Below are 19,925 nucleotides of genomic sequence, written 5' to 3' on the forward strand. Positions count from 1 at the left end.
ATAGAAAGCAAAAAGTATACCAATCTTACAGAGTAGTTAAATAAATGATTCCTGTTGTAAAAAAGTGATATTTTTGCAAAAATAAGATTGTAATTTTGCAAATAACTGTTATAGTTTATATATGGATCAGACCTCAAAAGAAAGACAACTTAAGATATACGAGTTAAAAACTGAAATTCTGCATCTCCTGCAGGATCTAAAAAAAGATCTTAAACTGATAATAGAAGACAGATTTCTTGATGAAAACACACAGAAAAACGAACTTGAGAAGTTTTTTAAAGATAAAGAGTATGTTGATCTGAACATGTTTTTAAGCAAGTATCTGTCAATCCTTGAAAAACCAGCATCATCAATGGAATCTTCAGAACTAACCGTACTGAAAGAAAAAGAGAACCTGTTAAACACAATCGATTCAATAATGAGAAGACTTGAGTTTACCGTGCACAAACTTGATAAGTTGGGAGAGAAGGCTCAGTGGGTACTGGATCAACTGTCATTTAAGGATTATATGGAACAGGTAAAAAAAGAGCTTGAACAGAATCTCGAGAAGGCGATAAGCAGAACGCTTAATAAAGATGTTTCAAAGTTGAAACAGAAGTTGAAAAAGATAGACGATATAAACAGTTATGAAGAACTTAAAGTATTCCAGAAGCAGATAGAAGGAGAGATAAACCTTTATATATCCCACGATATCTTCCCAAAAATAGAACATATATTTAACAATTACAAAAAAGATCTTGCCAAAAAGATAGATCAGTATGTTCAAAAACTTCATATAGATCCTGAACTGAAAGAGAGAATAAATGAAGAGCTCTCAGAGATGGTTGACAGCTTTGGTATAAAGGCATCACAGTTTTACTATATAGCACCTGATTTTCCTCCTGACATATTCAACTACAGCAGAAATTTCTCAGAACTGGAGATTCTCAAAGAGAATCTTCCAAGTACCAGATTTATAGCTATCTTTTCCTCAGGACTTCTTCTACTGGCTATTGGATTTATGATACCTGACAGAACTTATGAGCTTCTCGTATCAGGTCTGGGTATTGTTATCCTTATCTACTCTGTTCTGGACAGTATATACATGAATGACTACTTTTACAGGAAATACACAGCTATGATCAAAAACATGATTAGAAAGGAGTTTGAGAGATCAATAGAAAATATAAAGGATGATATAAAAGAGAAGCTTATGAAGATATCAGAAAAATTTGAAAAAAACATATCCCACATTGTTGAAAAGGAAACAAAGGATATTCAGAACTACCTTTTAGATATAAACAGCATTAGAAAAGTTTATGTAAGATACATTGAAGAACTTGAAAATTTTTCAAAGTCAGTTGAAGAGGTTTAAATGTTAGACACACAGTTTCTAAATGAAAAAGCCACCAAACTAAGATCTGCCTTAAAAAAAGTGAAACAGATTATAGACAGAGGCCCCGACGAGTTTATAAACACACCTATGTATCCGGATAGAGTCCAGTACTATATGATAATGGCTTACGATGAACTTGATCAGATAGCCTGCCATCTTCTTAAAGAGATTTCAGGGATAAGGAAGAAGGAGAACTGTATAACAGAACTAACATCTCAGGGGATCTTCTCCGGTAAGATATCACGGGCTATGACTGATTTTCAGAATTTCAGAGATGATATATTCAAAACTGGATTCAGCTATTCTCCTCAGCAGATGTATGTTTCTGTTAAGAATATACTGGACAATCTTTACGATAATTTCATACCTGAACTTGCATCTATTGTAAAAGAGATAAAATCAAAAGAACCTGAGCTGAAGATACCTGTAAATCTAAAAAAAGTAAATGAGCAGGCAAAAGCTGTAAAATCATCAATAAAAAAAATTAAGATTTTCTTAGATTATCCCTTTGAAGAGTTCAGGAATAACCCTATGTTTATTGACAGAACGAGATATTTTCTTGTAGTTGCTGTTGACAGCAGTCTGTGGATATGCAGGCATATACTGAGAAAGATAAAATCAAAACATAAAAACTGTTTTGATGGACTTTCTAAGGAGGGAATTTTATCTGAAGAAACAGCCGACCGGCTGAATTACCTTCTCTCCCTCAGGGATGATCTTGCAAATCCTGAAAAGGAGATAGAGGCTGAAAGACTGTTTGAGATTGCAAAGGAAAGTGTAGAGGTTTTCAGTAACTATATAAAGCAGATATCTGCAGCTATTGTAGGGAAATCAGAAAGTGGGAAGAACAGGCCTTGATGTTAACAACTTCCTTGTATAAGGATGGTCCGGACTGTCAAATATCTTAAAAACATCACCTCTTTCCACTATCTCACCTTTGTAAATCACAAGAACCCTGTCAGCTATCTCAGCAACAACACCTAAATCATGTGTTATGAGAAGTATCCCTATGCCCATCTCATCTTTAAGTATCCTGAATAGCTTCAATATCTGAGCGGAGACTGTAACATCAAGAGCTGTTGTAGGTTCATCGGCAAGAATAACCTCAGGGTTATTGGCAACAGCTATAGCTATAGCCACTCTCTGTTTTAAACCACCTGAAAGCTCATGGGGATACTGGTAAAACCTCTTTTCAGGATCAGGTATATGAGCCTTCTTCATAGCATCAATAGCTATATCTTTAGCCTGTTCATAACTCACATCTCTGTGTGCCAGAATAGCCTCAACAATCTGGTTTCCAACTGTGAAAAGTGGGTTTAAAACGGCTGAAGGTTCCTGAAATATCATTGATATAAAGTCGCCTCTTATCTTTCTCTTTTCATTTTTTGAAAGTCCCAGGATGTTAACCTTTTTTCCATCTCTGTGCAGAAGTATCTCACCCTTTACCTCTGCATAATTAGGAAGAAGATCAAGTATAGAGTAGCATGTAACACTCTTCCCTGAACCTGACTCTCCAACAAGGGCTACAATCTCACCTCTGTTTATCTCAAATGATATCCCTTTTAATGCCTCAACCGTTTCCTTTTCTATATGGAAACTTACAGACAGATTATTAACTGTTAGAACGGGGGATAGCGTTTTTCCATTCATCATTCTATCCCCCATCCATATTATTTTAAAGCGTCAAGTACCTGACTTATCTTATCAGCTTTCATATAACCTGAGATAACAACACCTTCAGGGAATATCAATGTTGGTGTTCCTCCTATACCGTAGGCCTGGGCAAACTCAAAATGTTTTTCTATGATCTTCTTACCTTTCTCACACTTTTTACCCAATCTGCTGAGTTTTGATTGATCCTTACTCTTGACAGCATTAAAGCTCTCTTCAAGAATTTCCCTCTTTTTCTTAAGGCTTTTTTCACACAGTATTCTCTGGGCTATCGTCTGGGCGTGTTTGTGGAAAGGCAGTGGGAACAGTATTATCTCAAACTTCACATCGTTCCTCTTGTCCAGAACCTTCAGCATCTCATCGTGGAACTTCGCACAGAAAGGACATTCTGGATCATCAATAACATAAATTGTGTATTTTGCTCTGCTGTTACCAAAAGTTACTGTCGTCTTAGGTATTTTTGAGATATCAACAAGGTTTACACCTGCAATTCTCTCACCAAGAACATTTTTAAGTTTTTCAACCTTTTTCTTTCCAAGTCTTTTCTCTAACTCTTTAGCTTTTTTCTCTTCCATAGCCTTTGCAAGTTCCATAGCCCTTTCTCTGGTAAGGCTCCTTCTCTCCTTCAGATCAATAATCTCTCCCGAGATAAGGTATCTCATAGAACAGTCAACATAAACAGGTATTCTTTTGTTTCTTATCTCAATAACAACCTCGTAAAGATCCTCAACAGGTGCCCTTGAAACGGAGATAACTTTTCCATTTCCCAGCACGCTCCTCAGCTTACTCTCCATCTTCTCAGGTGAAACATCTTTTATCTTACATTCATCAGAGAAAGATGGTAGTGATACAAAAAGAATTAAAAGAAAGACTGAAAAGATACTTTTAATATTCATAAAATCCTCCCTTTAGGATATTTAGATATCTTGTATATAGTATAATATTTCTGTGAAAATTTTGTGATTTTTTGACTGTATGGAGGTATTAATGAAAATCTCTATAGGAAGTGATCACGCAGGTTTTGAACTTAAAGAGATTATTAAGGATCATCTTCAGAAGAAAGGATATGAGGTTGTAGATAAAGGAACTTACTCAAAGGAGAGCGTTGATTACCCTTTATTTGGTGAAGCTGTAGGAAGATCCGTTTCTGAAGGTGAGACAGACAGGGGGATCGTTATATGTGGAACGGGAATAGGTATATCAATCTCGGCAAACAAGATAAAAGGTGTCAGGGCTGCGCTCTGTACAAATGAGTATATGGCGAGAATGTCAAGGAAGCATAATGATGCAAATGTGCTTGCATTAGGATCAAGGGTTCTGGGAATAGATCTCGCATTAAGTATAGTTGATACCTTCCTTTCAACAGATTTTGAAGGCGGAAGACATGAAAGAAGAGTTCATCTCATCCAGAATATAGAAAAAATTAATCTTTAAGGAGGTTAAGTAGTTGTTAAAACATCTTAAACAGGTTGATCAGGAAGTTTTTGAGGCTGTCTCAAAGGAGTTTAAAAGACAGCAGGAACATTTAGAGATGATCGCTTCTGAAAATTACACCTCTTATGCTGTTATGGAAGCACAGGGTTCTGTTCTTACAAACAAATACGCTGAGGGACTTCCACACAAAAGATACTACGGTGGATGTGAGTATGTTGATATAGTTGAAGATCTTGCAATAGAAAGATTAAAGAAGATATACGGTGCTGAACATGCAAATGTTCAGCCACACTCAGGATCACAGGCAAATCAGGCTGTTTATTTCTCACAGCTTCAGGCTGGCGACACAATAATGGGAATGAGCCTCGCCCACGGTGGACATTTAACTCATGGAGCAAAGGTAAACCTTTCAGGGATAGTTTTTAATGCTGTTCAGTACGGCGTAAACCCTGAAACAGAACTTATAGATTACGATCAGGTTTATAAGCTTGCCAAAGAGCATAAACCAAAGATGATCGTTGCAGGAGCATCCGCTTACTCAAGGATTATAGACTGGGCTAAATTCAGGGAGATAGCTGATGAGGTTGGAGCCCTCCTTATGGTTGATATGGCACATTACGCTGGCTTAATAGCCGGAGGAGCATATCCATCCCCTGTTCCTTATGCAGATTTTGTCACATCAACAACACATAAAACATTAAGAGGACCAAGGGGTGGATTTATACTTTCAAAGGCACAGTACGGAAAAGATATAGATAAATGGGTCTTCCCAAGACTTCAAGGTGGACCTTTAATGCATGTTATTGCAGCTAAAGCTGTAGCTTTTAAAGAGGCAATGACGGAAGAGTTTAGAGAGTATGCCCACCAGACTGTAAAAAATGCCAAGGTTCTTGCTGAGGAGCTAAAGGCAGAAGGTCTGAGGATTGTATCAGGGGGAACAGACTCGCATATCGTCCTTGTTGATCTCAGACCTCTAAATGTTAAAGGTAATCAGGCTGAAGAGGCACTTGGAAGGGCAAATATAACTGTAAATAAAAATGCGATACCTTTTGATCCTGAAAAGCCAATGGTTACATCAGGTATAAGACTTGGAACGGCTGCCCTTACAACAAGAGGTATGAAAGAGAACGATATGAGAAGGATAGCTAAAAATATTGTGAAGGTTCTGAAGAATCTTGACAATGAGAAGATCATACAGGAAGTTAAGGATGATGTTCTTTCTTTATGTTCATCATACCCACTTTACCCAGAATGGACTGAGTATTATTTAGATTAATAATAAAAAGGATTTGAGAGGTAGATGAAGCCGTTACCTTTTTATAAAAAAGTGAATATCTTTACAAAGGCAAGTGAAGAGGCAAGGAATTTCTCAAGAAGGTTAAAAAACTGGCTTAACAGCTATGCTATAGAGAGCAATATATTTGAGAACCTTGCAGAGCTTGAAAATGAGAAGAATCTTAAGGGGACAGATCTCCTCCTTGTCGTTGGAGGAGACGGTTCTCTCCTTATAGCAACAAGAAGGGTGGCGAGATTTAACATACCTGTTTTAGGGATAAACTTAGGAAGGTTAGGTTTTCTGACAGAGCTTAACGAGTACGACGCATTTGAAAAGTTAGAGGATATACTCTCTAAACCTCTCTGTTTGTCAAGGAGAATGATGCTCAGGGCTATACTCTACAGAAATGGTAAAAAGATACTTGAGGCAGATGTTCTCAATGATGTTGTTGTGAATAAAGCTATACTTGCAAGGATAGTTGATGTTGCTGTCTACGTTGGGGATACCTATATAACAACATACAACGGTGATGGGATAATAATATCAACACCAAACGGCTCAACAGGGTACGCCCTTTCAGCAGGTGGACCTATAGTCTACCCGATGATGGAGATATTCCTTGTTGTTCCTATATGTCCACACACACTTACAGACAGACCTCTTATACTTCCAACACTCGAACCTATTAAGATAAAGCTTGTAGCAGAGGAGAAGGATGCATGGCTTACACTTGACGGACAGGAAGGTACACAGCTCCAGTACGGTGATGAGATAATAGTAAAACAGTCTCCATATTTTGCCCATCTTGTTAGAGTTCCTTACAAAAACTACTTTGATATCCTGAGGGACAAGCTTGACTGGAAGTGACATGGAGTACAGGATAGGTACAGGGTTTGATATACACAGACTTGAGGAAGGCAGGAAGCTCATCATTGGTGGTGTTCAGATACCTTTTGAAAAAGGATTTAAGGCACATTCCGATGGGGATATATTTTTTCACGCTCTTACAGATGCACTTTTAGGAGCTATCGGTTACGGTGATATCGGACAGCTTTTTCCAGACTCTGACAAAAAATGGGAAGGGGCGGACAGCTCAATATTCTTAAAAGAGGCATCAAGAATAGTAAAAGAAAAAGGTTATGAGATAGTAAATATCGACTGTTACATACTTCTTGAAAGACCAAAACTTCTCCCTTTCAGGGAAAAGATCATTGAAAATACAGCTAATATTTTGCAAATTGATAAAAATAGAATATTTATAAAAGGTAAATCTTACGAAAAGTTAGGTGAGATAGGAAGATCCGAAGCTGGATCAGCACATGTTGTTGTTTTACTAAGGAAAAAAAGGAGTGAAGATGAAGGGAATAGAGCTTAAAACAACAATACAGCAGGTTTTAAGAAAGTATCCTTTCACACAGAGATTTTTCAGCTCAAAGAGTATGTACTGTAATATATGCTCCTGTAAAAAGCATGAGACTATATTTCAGGCTGCAATAAACTACGGACATGATCCTGAAACCTTTTTAAAGGAGCTTAAAGAGTTTATAAAAAATAATGAGAAATCTTAATACAGCAAAGCAGATAATTGACAAAGCTTTAAGCAGTGATGATATTCTGTTAGAAAGGATCACAGGCCTGTCAGAAACTCTTAACACACTGCTTGAAGGCTACATACCTGAAGGTTTCATACAGGACCTAAAGGATCTTGATAAACTTCCTGTCAGGAAAAAAAGAGCATTTTTAGACTACCTTTCTAAAGCTGTTGAGGAGGCTCTAAACACATACAGGGAAAGATCTGAAGAGAAAAAAGAGGATACCTATATAACATTTGAGGAGCTTAAAAATATAACAGTCTCAGATCTTAAAATTTTAAAACCTATTGAAAAGAGAGCATTTAAAAAGGTGGGCATAGGAACAGTATACAACACATTTTTCTTTCCACCTAAGAAGTATGAGGACAGAAGACTTAAAAAGTTAGGAAAAATAAAGGATGGGGAGTATGGACTTTTTGAGGTTGAGGTGGTTGATATAAAGAAGATAAAAAGAGGTAAACTGAAAACAGAACTGACTGTGAAACAGGAAAGATACTTTATGAAGGTTTACTTTGTCCATGATAAACCATTTCTCTTCTCATTCTTCAGGAAGGGAAAAAAGGTTCTTCTCTACGGGAAAGTATCTGTTTTTAAAAAAGATATATCCATGGTTCAGCCTGAGATATTCACAGATTTTGATCCTGTTATACATGACAGGATAGTTCCAGTTTACTCACTTAAAGGTGATTCAACAGTAAAAATAACATCCCAGACTATAAACCATCTCAGGAGAGGAATCTTTAAAATACTAAAAAGCTTCCTCAGATTTCACCCTGAGTATATACCTGCTGACATCCTCAAAAGACATAACTTTCCTGACATTAAAAGCTGTATAAAAAATCTACATTTTCCTGAAAAGGATCAGGATATTGAGAGTTTAAACAGTTTCAGAACAGTATACCAGAGGAGGCTCATTTTTGACGATCTTTTTATACTTCAGCTTGCACAGATGTACAGGAAGAATCTTTTAAAGTCCGATCCGGCTGAAAGGATAACTGTAAGTGAAGGATTTATAGATGAGTTTGAAAGCAAGCTCCCATTTGAGCTTACAGAAGATCAGAGAAAAGCTATAAAAGAGATACTATCAGATATATCAAAAACAGTTCCAATGAACAGACTTGTTCAGGGAGATGTTGGTAGCGGAAAAACCGTTGTTGCAGCAGCATCTGTTATCGCTGTAGCTCTTGATAACAAGCAGACCGCTGTTATGGCTCCTACAGAAATACTCGCAGCACAGCATTACAGAACATTTAAAGATATACTTAAAAATTTCGGTATAACACCTTACCTTCTCACAGGAAGTATCCCACAGAAAGATAAAAAAAAGATATACAGACTTATACAGTCAGGTGAGGCAAAAGTTGTTATAGGGACACACGCACTTATTCAGGATGAGCTAAAATTCAAAAATCTCTCACTTGTTGTTGTTGATGAACAGCACAGATTCGGTGTGATACAGAGAAAGGCTCTGATTGAAAAATCACATAAAGTTCCACACACACTAATAATGACAGCAACACCTATACCAAGGACAATGCAGATAGCAAGCTTTGGGGATCTTGATATATCAACAATAAAACAGCTTCCAAAGGGAAGAAAACCTGTAGAGACCGTTCTTATATACGATGATGAGAAAAAGATACTTTACAGAAAAGTATCACAGGAGATAGAAAAGGGCAGACAGGTATTTGTCGTTTATCCACTGATTGAGGAGTCCGAAAAGATAGATCTCAAATCGGCTGAAGAAGGATACGAGCAGTGGAAAAAAGCCTTCCCTGATAAAAAAATCCTTCTTCTCCATGGAAAGATGCCTCAGGAGGAGAAGGACAGAATAATGGAGAGTTTCAGAAAAGGAGAGGCAGATATACTTGTATCAACGACTGTCATAGAGGTTGGAGTTGATATACCAAATGCTTCTGTTATGGTTATAGAAGAGGCACACAGGTTTGGACTTTCACAGATACACCAGTTAAGGGGAAGAATAGGTAGAGGTCAGTATGAGGGATACTGTTACCTTGTTCTTCCTTCAAGATTTAAAAGAAAACTTGAGAACAGAGATGAGGAAAAAAGAAGGGTACAGACTGTTGAAAGGTTAAAGATACTTGTGAAAACAAATGATGGATTCAGGATAGCAGAAGAGGATCTGAAGATAAGGGGAGGCGGAGATATAGCAGGAACAGCCCAGTCAGGTAGACTGAACATTGGGATTGCAGATCTTTCAAGAGATTTAGACAGAAAGATACTCCAGATAGCAAAAGATGAGGCCCAAAAACTTATTGAGAAGGATCCTTATCTAAGACACCACACTGTCTTAAAAGAGATCGTTTTTGAGAGATACGCAGACAGGTTTGATCTTGTTAATGTTGGTTAGCCAAATGTAAGATCAAGGAACATCATAAGTATAAAACCAACGATTAAGCCTGTTGTTGCCTCTATCTCAAATCCCCTTCTGTGTGTTTCAGGTATTATCTCTTTACTAATAACAAAAACCATGGCTCCTGCTGCAAATGCAAGACCAACAGGAAGTATAATATCAGAAAGACCAAAAACAACAAGTCCGGTAAGACCACCAACAGGTTCAACAAGGCCTGATATCAATGCTATAAGGACTGCCTTCCTTTTTGAAAAACCTTTTGCAATAAGAGCAACAGCAACAGCTAGACCTTCAGGCATGTTCTGTATACCTATTCCTGATGCAAGGGCTATACCCTTTCCTATATCACCTGTCATAAATCCAAGTGCCGAAGACATACCTTCAGGAAAGTTGTGAACTGTTATCGCAAGAACAAATATCCATATCTTCTTTGAGTCTTTTCTGTCAAGTATCTCCGGAGAAAAACGCATAAAGTAATCTTCAGGAACAGTTTTATCAACAAACCAGAAAAGTACCGCTCCCAGTAAAAATCCACCGGATGTAATTAATGCAACGAGATAGCTCTCCGAGATATTCTTTTCAAGTATCTCAATTGATGGATTTAAAAGTGAGAAAAAGGAGGCTGCAAGCATAATGCCTGCACTGAAGCCAAGTAAGATATCTTCAGTTTTCTTGGATATATCCTTTTTTAAAAATACAAAAGAACCACCGACAGCGGTTGACAGCCCTGCAAGGAAACTTGCGATCAGCCCGTATAAAAAAAGAATCTCAAGCCCACCTCCGCCATTTTAGAGTGTATTATTTAAGCAGAGGCAGGTCACTTTTTCAACACTCTTTCGTAATGCTCAGGCTGTGAAAGATAATTACCCTGTCCACAGTCTATACCTATATCAAGGACAGCCTCGTATATCTTTTCATTCTCTATATTTTCAGCTACAGTCTTTATACCAAGCTGTTTACATGCAGCGACTATACTTCTGACTATATTCTTTTTCTCTTCAGAGTTTCCAAGCTCCTTCATAAGGGAACCGTCTATCTTAAGATACGAAATTATCTTTTCCTCAGATATTCTTATAAGCGTTCTGAATGATGTATTTCCCGTTCCAAAATCATCAATAGAGAAGGATATGTTATAACTTCTTTTAATATCAGTTATATTGCTTATATTTCTCAGGAATTCCTGTTCATTTATATCAAAAACAGATCTGTCTTTAATAAAGATTATCTCTTTAGCCATAGGATCAGCTATATTTTCCAGCTTATTAAGTGAAAATGAGCTGAGATTTATAAACAGCTTTTTATCATCCTCAATAAGAGGCATTATCTCATTTTTAACTATCTCCAGAATCTCGTGATCAATAGGAACTATAAAATCCTTTCTGTAGGCTACAGTTATGAAATCCTTTGCTTCTATGTAGTTTCCTTCATCCTCAATTCTTGCAAAGACCTCATATCCTATAATCTCATCATTTTTAAAATCATAAACAGGCTGTAAAAATGGAACTATCTTCTTGTTTTCAAGAGCTTTAACCAGCTTCTCCTCAAGCTCAACAGATGATATATTCTCCTTAAGATCTATTATTGAAAAGTCAGTATCCTTACTTTCTCTGAGATCAAAAATTGCAACCTCCATATGTGTAACTATCTCTTCAGCTGAAAGTGTGATATCAGGTTCTACCTTTACAGCACAGTACACAGCTTTTGGTGAGTATATGGAATGGTACTTAGGTGTGTTTAGCTTTATCTGGGATAGTATCTCCTTGAATCTCTTTACAATCTCATTCAGATCTATATCTCTTTTAAAAAGAACCGCAAACTCGTCACCACTTAGCTTTCCGAGTAAAGCTGTATTATCTATATTTTCAACAAAGTTCTTAAGCTGATTTGATATCTCCCTTAAAAGCCTGTCTCCAAACTCAAATCCGTATATCTCGTTTATATATTTAAAGTTATTTATATCAATCATAACCACTGTAAGCGTACTTCTATCCTTGCTTTTAAGCAGATTATCAAACTCTTCTATAAACTTGTTTCTTTTCATAAAGCCTGTAACATTGTCATACTCGTGGAGCTCCTTTAACTTCTGGTACGCATCAAGCAACTCCCTGTTTTTTCTTTCAAGCTCTTCCTTTGTCTCAACAAGATTTGTTATATCCCTTGATATTCCAAGGATAGCTACGATCTTTCCCGATTTATTAAATAGAGGCGTTTTAATAACATCAAAATATCTAACCTTTCCATCCTTTTCTATCTTTTCAACAGTGTGTGTTGACTGTTTCTTCTCAAGGGCCTGCATATCAGAAAATATAGACTCTTTGGCTATCTCTGAAGGGAGATACTCTATATCACTTTTACCTATTATCTCCTCTTTTTTAAGACCAAAGAGATCTGCAAAAGCCTGATTTACATAAATTATTCTTAAGTTAAGATCCTTAATCCAGATCGGATCAGGTGTTGTGTCAAGAACCTTTGTGAAAAGAAACTGTAACTTATCCTTCCATTCCTGACTGAGCCAGTCTATATTTTTGTAAATCTCATCCTTAAAAACATTCTCCTCAAGATAGAGAGCTTCCTCAACAAGTCTTGATACAAGCCTTGAAACTGAGATATGTTTTTCCCTTGAAAGCTCCTTCAGTTTGTCCTGTAATGATTTGTCAATAGCGATTGATAAGATGTTCTTTTTCTTAGTCATTTTATCAATTTACCCCTTTTTCGTTAATAATCGTTTAATAAAATTATAAACTAATAACGATTACTATTCAACTTTATCTACTTGACTTTAGTTCGTCTTTTAACTTAACTTTATCATTGAAGATATTGATGGGGTTTGTTTTGAACAGTTTTTATATTATCTTACTTTCTATATGTGCTTTTATATTCCAGAAGTATATATTTCCCGTAAAGATAACAATAGATCTTTCCTTTTTTAGCGAGGTCATTATATACTCTCTCATAGTTGTTGGACTGATTTTTACAGAAAAGCTAAAATCGGAAAGTAAAATATACATACCTCTTTTTATTGGACTGTCTACACTTCTCATAGCACAGACTGAGGTGATATCACATTATATTTACCAGCAGCCTTACTATCTGTACATTGCAGGGGAGATAGGTCTCAGGCTTATAGGGATAATATTTGTTCTATCAGGCTTTATAACAGGTGTTAAATTTAAAGAGGAAACGGAGAAAAAACTAAAAGAACAGGCTGAGAGATATCTCTCTGTTCTTGAAAAAGGTAATGATATTATCGTTATTATCCAGAACGGAATAATAAAGTACGTAAACAAGAAGATAAAAGATATCCTCGGCTACGACCCTGAAGAAGTTATTGGCATGCATTATATGAACTTTGTTCCATCAGAATACCACGAGAAACTAACATCATCAGATCTGACAAGAAAGTTTGAGATAGAACTGATCACAAAAAATAAAAACAGGATAGCTGTAGAGGTAAGCGCTTCTGAAGCTGAGTTTGACAATCGCAGCTCAAACATATGGATAATAAGGGATATCACGGAGAGAAAGGAAAAGGAGAATCTGCTGAAAGAGACTATGGAGATGCTCGCTGTATCCCAGAAACTGGCGAGACTCGGGAACTGGCAGTGGTTTGTTGATTCTAATAGATTCTGGCTTTCAAAGGAAGCCTGCGAGATTATATGTGGTGAGAATAAAGAGTTCAATGGGTTTATAAAAGAGTTTTATAATTTTGTACATCCTGAGGACAAACCTCTCCTTATCACAAAGAGAAAAGAGATACTGGAAAAGGGGAAACCTTATGAGTTTGTTTATAGAGTAAGACCAGGAGAGAACAGACCTGAGATCGTTATAAGGGAGATAACAAAAGTTCTGAGGGATGAAAACGGAAATATTACAAGGGTTATAGGCATAATTCAGGATGTTACAAACCAGACAAAGACATACCAGAAGATCATTGAAAATGAGGAGAAGTACAGAAACCTTTTTGACAACTCAAATGATGCGATAATAATACATGATCTTAGCGGAACGATCATTGACAGTAACAGAAAGTCTGTAGAAATATTCGGATACAACAGAATAGATCTTGCACTTATAAATGTACAGGATCTCTATCTTGAGGATGAGCTTTTAAAGTACAAATGGGCCGTTAACAAGCTTTTAGATGATAGGTTTGTCAAGTATGAGACGGTCCTCAGATCAAAACTGGGAAGAACATTTCCAGCTGAGATATCATCAAGTCTTTTTGAGATTAGAGGTAAAAAATACATACAGGACATTATAAGGGATATAACAGACAGAAAAAGATCTGAACATGAGCTTAAACTTGCATCCATGGTATTTGAGTACACACTTGAAGGAATACTGATCTTAGACAGAGAGGGCAATGTTCTAAGGGTAAATAAAACCTTCGCTGATATAACAGATTACACAGAAGATGAGGTACTGAATCATAATGTACTTAACCTCCCACCATTCAAAACAAACGAGAACTTTATGAAACAGATATGGAAAGAGGTGAAGATAAAAGGAGAGTGGCAGGGTGAGTTCTGGGGCAAAAGGAAAAACGGCGAGAGCTTCCCAATGTGGTTTACATTTATCTCTGCAAGGGGAAACAGAGGACAGGTCATAAACTATATCCTGATAATAACAGATATAACTAACAGAAAGATTGAAGAGAAAAAGCTGAAAAAACTTGCCTTCTATGATGGTCTTACAGGACTTCCAAACAGACTGCTTTTCTACAACAGACTCCAGCATACACTTTTAAGAGCAAGAAGAAACAGGGAGTATGTGGCTGTTATGTTTCTTGATCTTGATGGCTTTAAACAGGTAAATGACACATACGGACATGATATAGGTGATGAGCTTCTGAAAGAGGTAGGGAAAAGATTACAGCATACTGTAAGGAAGATAGATACAGTTGCAAGACTTGCAGGTGATGAGTTCACAGTGATAATAGAAAATCTAAACAGTCCTGAAAATGTTAATGTTATAGCCAAAAAGATCTTAAACTCATTTAAAGAACCTTTTGTTATAAATGGAAATAAGATAAATGTTGGAACAAGTATAGGAATAGCTGTCTTTCCTTTAGATGGAACAGATGCTGACACACTTATTAAGAATGCTGATATGGCCATGTATCTTGCTAAAAAATCAGGAAAGAATAGATATGTTGTTTACACAAAATCAGATTGATGAGAGAGCATCTTTAAGTTTTTTCAGATCGGGCTTTTTATCTCTGTAGTAGTAGCTCTCAAAAGTGGTAACAAATCTGTAAGCCTTTTCCTTCAGAACAGGGTCATCAATCCTCTCTACAAACTCTTCAAGACCTTCATGATCTTTTTTTATATACCCTTTCCTCTCCATCCTCCTTAAAAAATCCTTAAGCAGTCTCTCCTCCACACTTATTAAAAGATGCCTTTTTATGAAAAATGAGATAAAAACAACAGCAAGAACAGAGAGAGGTATAATTATGTAATAAAAATTGATATCAGGAAGATCAGGCTTTTTAAAGCCTTCCCTGATTTTGTTAACAATGCTGATCTGCTTTTGGAGATCAAAATTTACGATAAGATTTATCCATACAAACTGGAGTGTTTCTATAAATCTGTAAAGACCCCCTTTAGAAAACTGATCTGAAAAGCCCTCCCTATAAACCCCTGAAGGTGTAGGGTCTATCCTTACCCATTTCCCGTCTATATAAGCCTCCACCCATGTGTGTGCAAATCTCTGGGGAACTATGTAGTATCCTGCCATATCATTGTAGTATCCGCCTCTATAACCAACAACAAGCCTTGATGGGATACGATTTATTCTCAGTAAAACGGCAACAGATGAGGCAAAGTACTCACAGTTACCATACTTCTTATCAAAAAGAAATTCCCACAGGGGGTCTTCAGATTCTGGCAGATCTTTAAGTGAGTATCTGTAATTTTCTTCAATAAAGTTCAGAACATTCTTTACCGTTTCAGCTTCATTATCCCCCTTGAGATCATGAGCAAGTTTTACAATATCTTCAGAGATATTCTTAGGAAGTTTAAGGTATATCTGCCTGTCAACTCTCTCCGTATCTATATAATCAGTGATAACAGAGCTCACCCTGTACTTTATCCTGTTAAAATTTATACTTCTTGTGGTGAAGGATATATCAGGATCCATCTTACCTGAAACACCGTAAAATCTTACAGGTTTATCAAGACCGAAAAGGTATCTGTTCTCCTGAGGCTCTAAAATGATCTCCTGAAATACAGTCTTTCCCCTTAAGTAAGATCTTCCGTCATCAGCAGGTATCCTCAGCCATGTCAATCCATCAAAGTAGTTAAGTGTCATTCCCCTCCAGTAAAGCTTTCTGTCATCAATCTTATCCATGATAACCCTGAAAGCTACAGTATCATCCTCCTGAATTGAGGAGACATCACCAAGCTGAACAACATCGGAAAAACCGGATCTACCCGAGGACTGTTTGTTCAGGAAATTAAAGATAGGATACTCAGTTCTTGGAAGTATAAGAAATATAAGAACCGTAACAGGTATCGCTAACAGAGGGATAAATGTGGATCTGAAAATTATCTTCAGAAAATCCTTAAAAGGAAAGGATATCTCCTCATCCTGTGTAACAAATGTAAGTAGTATCATGGATATAACAGTAAGAAAGTATAGAATCAGGAAAAAAAGCAGGAAGATCATATCTATACTCATAAATGCAGATCCTGAAAGTAGAAAAACGGATATTGTGTATATCTGCATAAAATCCCTGAATTTTTTATCCTCAAGAATCTTTATCCCGAGTAAAATCAGCAATGTCTGGACAACCGGAGTAACAGGATCATCAAGATTAACGGTAAAAAACATAAGACCTACAACAAAAAGAGAGATAATGTTGAGCAGATATCTCGGTAAAGGATGCCTCTTTTTAAAATCAAAAAAGAGTCCAAATAACATCATAATCAAAAAAGAGAGGGAAAACAGAGGATCAACAAATCTGAAAACAGAGAGAAGCCCTGTTAATGAGATTATATAGGCAAGAACCAAAACAGCATTTTTTACTTTAATTCTTTCCATAAACAGCAAGTTCCCTCAGTATTTTAATCTTATGTTTATAAGAAAATTCAGGTCTGTATATTCTGTTTTCTATCTTCAGTCCAAAAGGGATGGATCTTTTGTACAGATCAAGTACAAGATATGTTGCACATGATACCTTCCTTTCTATATCTCCTTCTATCCTGTCAATATCAACTATAACAGGTCTGTTAATACTGTCGCCAAGCTCCTTTGTTTTAAGCTTGCCTGTTTTTGCTGAAGCTTTCCAGTGAATGTACTTTAGAGGATCACCTGAACGGTACTCTCTTATTGAGATAATATCTCCCTCATAACCTTTTTTGTCAGATGTTATCTCACCTTTCTTCTTTAAATTCCTTGAATGATCTGTAATACCTGAAGGTCTTTCAGGCTTTGGAAACACATAAAATTCTGTGTTAGATCTGACAGATGTACATCTCTTAAAGAAATTAAAAGGAAATACTGAGCATATATAAACCCTTTCTATCCTGTAAACACCCCTATCAGGAAATGAAACCTTAAGATAAGCTGTAAACTCACCTTTACTTTCTACAAAAGGGACAAAAATCTTCTTACCAAACAGTTCTACACTGAGTATAAAAGAAGGTAAAAACCTTTTATTATTCTTCAGTTTTATCTTCAAAACACCCTCATTTTTAGCGTATATCTCATTTAAAACCTGTATCTCCAGATCAAGTGAGCTTATGTTTCTCTTACCTGCAAAACCTGAAACACCCATAAATGCGAGCATAGCAGAAACTATCATATAAAGAAGGTTGTTACCTGTATTTACAGCTGAAACGCCAAGAAAAATGGTAAGTCCGATAAAAAGCCAGCCAGCCTTTGTTATCTTTATTATGCTGGGAGTTTTATCTCTTCCAGTACTGATCTTATAATCTCCTCCCTTTCCATACTTTCATACTCTTCCTTAAATAAAACCCTGTGAGGGATTGTGTAAACTGCAAGCTCTTTAATATCTTCAGGTATAACAAAATCCCTTCCCTTAAAATAAGCGTTTGTTTTTGCTGTCTTTACCAGAGCGAGCGTTCCCCTTATTGAAAGCCCAGCAGAGAAGAACTTTCCACTTCTCGTTACTTCTGCTATATCAAGTATGTAATCTATCACCCTGTCAGATATATAAACCTGATCTATCTCATTCTGTATCTTAATAACCTCATCAGGATCCATAACAGGCTGTATTCTGTAAAGCTCTTCCCTCCTGCTTCCACCTTTAAGTATCTCCTTCTCAGCCTCCCTTGTTGGATAACCTATACTTATCTTCATCATAAATCTGTCCATCTGTGACTCAGGTAAAGGGAATGTCCCAAACTGTTCAACAGGGTTCTGTGTTGCTATAACAAAGAAAGGTTTTGGGAGCTTGTATGTTTCTCCTTCAAGTGTTACCTGTTTTTCAGCCATAGCCTCAAGTAATGCACTCTGGGTTTTCGGTGTTGCCCTGTTTATCTCATCAACAAGAACGATATTGTTGAATATCGGTCCCGGATGGAACTCAAACTTTTCAAGATTCTTGTTGTATATTGAGAGACCTGTTATATCTGTAGGAAGAAGATCACTTGTACACTGTATCCTCCCAAACTGAAGACCAAGTGTTTTTGCTATCCCTATCGCCAGTGTTGTTTTCCCCAGACCGGGGAGATCCTCAACAAGAAGATGCCCTTTAGAAAAAAATGTTATCAGGGAAAGTCTTAAAGGAAGCTCTTTCCCCTGAAGATACTCAGAAAGAATATCTATTATCCTGTTTATCTTTTCATTTTTTATATTCATATCAACCTCTAAAGCTGGATATTATCTATAAGCCTTGTATCACCAACAAATACTGCGATAGCTATTATATCGCCTTTTTCAGCTTTTTCTTTACTCTCAAGTGTTTCAGGATCAACGATCTCCACATACTGTATCTCCCTCACCTCAGGATGAGCCAGAACTATTCTTTTAATCTCTTCTTTAAGCCTGTTCACATCATCAACACCCTGATCAAAAAGCCTTTTAGCCTCAAAGAGTGATCTGCTTATAGAGAGAGCCGCTTTCCTCTCATTCTCCGAGAGATATTTATTCCTTGAAGACATGGCAAGACCGTCCTTTTCCCTCACTATAGGACATCCTATAACCTGAACATCCATATTCAGATCCCTCACCATCTTCTGTATCACCTTAAACTGCTGGTAGTCCTTCTTCCCAAAGTAAGCCCTATCAGGCTTTACAATATTAAAAAGTTTTGTGACAACAGTTGTAACACCTTTAAAATGTCCAGGTCTGAAAGCACCACAGAGCTTCTCCGTTATACCCTCAACAACAACGTATGTTGAAAATCCTTCAGGATACATATCCTCATAAGATGGATAAAAAAGATAATCAACACCTTCCCTTCTGCATATCTCCATATCCCTCTCTAAATCCCTTGGATACCTATCAAGATCCTCATTTTTACCAAACTGGAGAGGATTAACAAATATACTTACAACGGTTATATCATTCTCCTTCTTTGAAGCTCTTATTAGAGATATATGACCTTCATGAAGGTATCCCATTGTTGGAACAAAACCTATAGATCTTCCTTCCTTCTTCAGTTCTCTAATAATACTTTTCATCTCAGATATATCCTTTACAAGCATACTTTTCCTCTCCTTTACTTTTTTTATCATTTATAATTATTATATAGATTAATAAATTTTAAATAATTTATGGAGAAACTGGATGATTACAAAGATACTGTGGGAAACATTCTCAGTAGCTCTCTTACTTTACGGACTTTATCTTGTTTATGTTTTCATCTGGTTTTCAACCTTCAGAATAACAGAAACAGACATACAGACATCAAAACTGATCGCAGGCTCTGTTATAGGGATCATTCTCATAGTCTCATCTTACAGATGGTTTAAGAAGAAAAGGGAAGAGTTGAAAGCATTAAAAGAAGAGGAAGGGTGATGTTCGTCCAGATAGATGAAGGGGTTTACATAAATTCTGATATGGTGACAGCTGTAGAGCTGTCTGTTGTTAGCTCTGAGCCTTACGGTGAGATATTCAGATGGGCTTTTTACACGAACGCAGGTGAGAAATCTGTATTTTTCAGTAAGGATTTTGACAGCAGGGAAGAGGCTGAGAACTGGTTTGAAAATATAAGGTTTATGATAAATAAAGGTTAAG

Annotated in this window: 20 protein-coding genes; 12 read left to right on the plus strand and 8 right to left on the minus strand. The window is 36.7% G+C overall.

Going from position 1 to position 19,925, the window contains the following annotated elements; genetic code table 11:
• Nucleotides 1-121: 121 nt before the first annotated feature.
• Nucleotides 122-1,354 carry a hypothetical protein gene (locus PERMA_RS05465; protein WP_012676760.1) on the plus strand — a complete coding sequence of 411 codons (1,233 nt, stop codon included), beginning with the start codon at nt 122-124 and terminating at the stop codon, nt 1,352-1,354.
• Nucleotides 1,355-2,233 (plus strand): DUF86 domain-containing protein, encoded by an 879-nt coding sequence (locus PERMA_RS05470; RefSeq protein ID WP_015898969.1) that lies wholly within the window; start codon nt 1,355-1,357, stop codon nt 2,231-2,233.
• Here PERMA_RS05470 and PERMA_RS05475 read toward each other — a convergent pair.
• Nucleotides 2,207-3,025 carry an ABC transporter ATP-binding protein gene (locus PERMA_RS05475; RefSeq protein ID WP_012675909.1) on the minus strand — a complete coding sequence of 273 codons (819 nt, stop codon included), beginning with the start codon at nt 3,023-3,025 and terminating at the stop codon, nt 2,207-2,209. The genes PERMA_RS05470 and PERMA_RS05475 overlap by 27 nt on opposite strands.
• A 20-nt stretch (nt 3,026-3,045) precedes the next feature.
• On the minus strand, nt 3,046-3,942 hold the full coding sequence (locus PERMA_RS05480; protein WP_012676385.1) for a DsbC family protein: 897 nt from the start codon (nt 3,940-3,942) through the stop codon (nt 3,046-3,048).
• Nucleotides 3,943-4,033: 91 nt separating this feature from the next.
• On the opposite strand from PERMA_RS05480, the gene rpiB reads away from it, so the two are divergent.
• The 6 genes from rpiB to recG are packed head-to-tail and all read left to right on the plus strand — an operon-like array spanning nt 4,034 to nt 9,719.
• Nucleotides 4,034-4,480 (plus strand): ribose 5-phosphate isomerase B, encoded by a 447-nt coding sequence (gene rpiB / locus PERMA_RS05485; protein ID WP_015898864.1) that lies wholly within the window; start codon nt 4,034-4,036, stop codon nt 4,478-4,480.
• A gap of 13 nt (nt 4,481-4,493) precedes the next feature.
• Nucleotides 4,494-5,756: a serine hydroxymethyltransferase gene (gene glyA / locus PERMA_RS05490; protein WP_012676094.1), complete on the plus strand. Its 1,263-nt coding sequence runs from the start codon at nt 4,494-4,496 to the stop codon at nt 5,754-5,756.
• 24 nt (nt 5,757-5,780) lie between these two features.
• Nucleotides 5,781-6,623: an NAD(+)/NADH kinase gene (locus PERMA_RS05495; protein WP_012676775.1), complete on the plus strand. Its 843-nt coding sequence runs from the start codon at nt 5,781-5,783 to the stop codon at nt 6,621-6,623.
• Nucleotides 6,610-7,131, plus strand: coding sequence for a 2-C-methyl-D-erythritol 2,4-cyclodiphosphate synthase (gene ispF, locus PERMA_RS05500; RefSeq protein WP_238527217.1), 522 nt, complete (start codon nt 6,610-6,612; stop codon nt 7,129-7,131). The genes PERMA_RS05495 and ispF overlap by 14 nt, the downstream gene beginning before the upstream one ends.
• Nucleotides 7,112-7,324: a DUF1858 domain-containing protein gene (locus PERMA_RS05505; RefSeq protein ID WP_015899035.1), complete on the plus strand. Its 213-nt coding sequence runs from the start codon at nt 7,112-7,114 to the stop codon at nt 7,322-7,324. The genes ispF and PERMA_RS05505 overlap by 20 nt, the downstream gene beginning before the upstream one ends.
• Nucleotides 7,311-9,719, plus strand: coding sequence for an ATP-dependent DNA helicase RecG (recG, locus tag PERMA_RS05510; protein WP_012675376.1), 2,409 nt, complete (start codon nt 7,311-7,313; stop codon nt 9,717-9,719). The genes PERMA_RS05505 and recG overlap by 14 nt, the downstream gene beginning before the upstream one ends.
• Here the strand turns inward: recG and PERMA_RS05515 are convergent.
• On the minus strand, nt 9,716-10,354 hold the full coding sequence (locus PERMA_RS05515) for a ZIP family metal transporter (RefSeq protein WP_012675955.1): 639 nt from the start codon (nt 10,352-10,354) through the stop codon (nt 9,716-9,718). The two genes, recG and PERMA_RS05515, sit on opposite strands and share 4 nt — an antisense overlap.
• A gap of 1 nt (nt 10,355) precedes the next feature.
• Here PERMA_RS05515 and PERMA_RS10850 point away from each other — a divergent pair, with 1 nt between their 5' ends.
• Nucleotides 10,356-10,514 carry a hypothetical protein gene (locus PERMA_RS10850; protein ID WP_238527218.1) on the plus strand — a complete coding sequence of 53 codons (159 nt, stop codon included), beginning with the start codon at nt 10,356-10,358 and terminating at the stop codon, nt 10,512-10,514.
• A gap of 25 nt (nt 10,515-10,539) precedes the next feature.
• On the opposite strand, the gene PERMA_RS05520 is transcribed toward PERMA_RS10850, so the two are convergent.
• Nucleotides 10,540-12,414 carry a sensor domain-containing protein gene (locus tag PERMA_RS05520; protein ID WP_012675938.1) on the minus strand — a complete coding sequence of 625 codons (1,875 nt, stop codon included), beginning with the start codon at nt 12,412-12,414 and terminating at the stop codon, nt 10,540-10,542.
• 140 nt (nt 12,415-12,554) lie between these two features.
• On the opposite strand from PERMA_RS05520, the gene PERMA_RS10515 reads away from it, so the two are divergent.
• Nucleotides 12,555-14,897, plus strand: coding sequence for a PAS domain S-box protein (locus PERMA_RS10515; protein WP_187146663.1), 2,343 nt, complete (start codon nt 12,555-12,557; stop codon nt 14,895-14,897).
• Here PERMA_RS10515 and PERMA_RS05530 read toward each other — a convergent pair.
• The 4 genes from PERMA_RS05530 to panC form a co-directional block, all read right to left on the minus strand.
• The gene (locus PERMA_RS05530) at nt 14,889-16,763 is read right to left on the minus strand and encodes a transglutaminase TgpA family protein (RefSeq protein WP_012676791.1); all 1,875 of its coding nucleotides are present in this window, start codon (nt 16,761-16,763) and stop codon (nt 14,889-14,891) included. The genes PERMA_RS10515 and PERMA_RS05530 overlap by 9 nt on opposite strands.
• Nucleotides 16,750-17,526 (minus strand): DUF58 domain-containing protein, encoded by a 777-nt coding sequence (locus PERMA_RS05535; RefSeq protein ID WP_012676701.1) that lies wholly within the window; start codon nt 17,524-17,526, stop codon nt 16,750-16,752. Before PERMA_RS05535 ends, PERMA_RS05530 begins: the two co-directional genes overlap by 14 nt.
• 89 nt (nt 17,527-17,615) lie before the next feature.
• A complete protein-coding gene (locus PERMA_RS05540; protein ID WP_012676738.1) occupies nt 17,616-18,545 on the minus strand; it encodes an AAA family ATPase in 930 nt (309 codons plus the stop codon).
• An 8-nt stretch (nt 18,546-18,553) separates the two neighbouring features.
• On the minus strand, nt 18,554-19,393 hold the full coding sequence (gene panC / locus PERMA_RS05545) for a pantoate--beta-alanine ligase (protein WP_041530893.1): 840 nt from the start codon (nt 19,391-19,393) through the stop codon (nt 18,554-18,556).
• Between the two features lie 82 nt (nt 19,394-19,475).
• Here panC and PERMA_RS05550 point away from each other — a divergent pair, with 82 nt between their 5' ends.
• Complete coding sequence (locus tag PERMA_RS05550; RefSeq protein ID WP_012676359.1) at nt 19,476-19,706, plus strand: hypothetical protein; 231 nt, start codon at nt 19,476-19,478, stop codon at nt 19,704-19,706.
• Nucleotides 19,706-19,924: a hypothetical protein gene (locus PERMA_RS05555; protein ID WP_012675513.1), complete on the plus strand. Its 219-nt coding sequence runs from the start codon at nt 19,706-19,708 to the stop codon at nt 19,922-19,924. Before PERMA_RS05550 ends, PERMA_RS05555 begins: the two co-directional genes overlap by 1 nt.
• Nucleotide 19,925: the final 1 nt, after the last annotated feature.

This window comes from Persephonella marina EX-H1 (assembly GCF_000021565.1).
Taxonomy (GTDB): domain Bacteria; phylum Aquificota; class Aquificia; order Aquificales; family Hydrogenothermaceae; genus Persephonella; species Persephonella marina.

Bases quoted from the DNA above. Each gene is read 5' to 3' on its own strand.
- PERMA_RS05515 (WP_012675955.1), bottom strand. From the start codon at position 10,354: ATGCTTGCAGCCTCCTTTTTCTCACTTTTAAATCCATCAATTGAGATA.
- PERMA_RS05550 (WP_012676359.1), top strand. From the start codon at position 19,476: ATGATTACAAAGATACTGTGGGAAACATTCTCAGTAGCTCTCTTACTT.
- PERMA_RS05470 (WP_015898969.1), top strand. From the start codon at position 1,355: ATGTTAGACACACAGTTTCTAAATGAAAAAGCCACCAAACTAAGATCT.
- PERMA_RS05465 (WP_012676760.1), top strand. From the start codon at position 122: ATGGATCAGACCTCAAAAGAAAGACAACTTAAGATATACGAGTTAAAA.
- PERMA_RS05555 (WP_012675513.1), top strand. From the start codon at position 19,706: ATGTTCGTCCAGATAGATGAAGGGGTTTACATAAATTCTGATATGGTG.
- PERMA_RS05475 (WP_012675909.1), bottom strand. From the start codon at position 3,025: ATGAATGGAAAAACGCTATCCCCCGTTCTAACAGTTAATAATCTGTCT.
- PERMA_RS05505 (WP_015899035.1), top strand. From the start codon at position 7,112: ATGAAGGGAATAGAGCTTAAAACAACAATACAGCAGGTTTTAAGAAAG.
- PERMA_RS05535 (WP_012676701.1), bottom strand. From the start codon at position 17,526: ATGATAGTTTCTGCTATGCTCGCATTTATGGGTGTTTCAGGTTTTGCA.
- PERMA_RS05540 (WP_012676738.1), bottom strand. From the start codon at position 18,545: ATGAATATAAAAAATGAAAAGATAAACAGGATAATAGATATTCTTTCT.
- PERMA_RS05530 (WP_012676791.1), bottom strand. From the start codon at position 16,763: ATGGAAAGAATTAAAGTAAAAAATGCTGTTTTGGTTCTTGCCTATATA.
- PERMA_RS05480 (WP_012676385.1), bottom strand. From the start codon at position 3,942: ATGAATATTAAAAGTATCTTTTCAGTCTTTCTTTTAATTCTTTTTGTA.
- panC (WP_041530893.1), bottom strand. From the start codon at position 19,393: ATGCTTGTAAAGGATATATCTGAGATGAAAAGTATTATTAGAGAACTG.
- PERMA_RS05520 (WP_012675938.1), bottom strand. From the start codon at position 12,414: ATGACTAAGAAAAAGAACATCTTATCAATCGCTATTGACAAATCATTA.
- PERMA_RS05495 (WP_012676775.1), top strand. From the start codon at position 5,781: ATGAAGCCGTTACCTTTTTATAAAAAAGTGAATATCTTTACAAAGGCA.
- rpiB (WP_015898864.1), top strand. From the start codon at position 4,034: ATGAAAATCTCTATAGGAAGTGATCACGCAGGTTTTGAACTTAAAGAG.
- recG (WP_012675376.1), top strand. From the start codon at position 7,311: ATGAGAAATCTTAATACAGCAAAGCAGATAATTGACAAAGCTTTAAGC.
- PERMA_RS10850 (WP_238527218.1), top strand. From the start codon at position 10,356: ATGCCTGCACTGAAGCCAAGTAAGATATCTTCAGTTTTCTTGGATATA.